Genomic DNA, 438 nt, shown 5'->3' with positions numbered 1-438 from the left:
GCCGTCGCGGTGGTGGGACAGGGCTTGGATGGAGACGTCGTGTCCTTCGGCGGCTTTGCGTAACGCCCCGACGGTGGCCTGCTCGCGGGGGATGTGGATGAACGGGTCGAAGTGATAGAGCCGCATCGCGTTTTCGTGGGTGATCTTGTTGATCTCCTCATCGGGGACCTCATAGGTCTCGAACACCGCCATCAATTCCTCCGGGGCACCGGGCCACATCGAATCGCTGTGCGGGTAATCCATCTCCCAGCAGATGTTGTCGATCCCGATCAGATGCCGGTTCTTCACCCCCACCGGATCGGAGATGAAACACGTCATGAAATGCTCCCGAAACACCTCCGACGGCAACTTCCCCCCGAAATCCTGATGCGTCCACGTCGAATGCATCTCATAGGTGCGATCCACCCGATCCAGAAAATACGGAATCCAGCCCGTCCC

At 59.4% G+C, this 438-nt stretch carries 1 protein-coding gene; it reads right to left on the bottom strand.

The window, feature by feature from the left end:
* The coding region (locus tag AC3A6P_RS36125) for an amidohydrolase family protein (protein ID WP_487697465.1) at nucleotides 1-438 on the bottom strand (438 nt) is incomplete at both ends.

The organism is Mycobacterium sp. Soil_C_30 (assembly GCF_057656995.1).
This window is presented reverse-complemented; position numbering and strand designations above follow the sequence as displayed.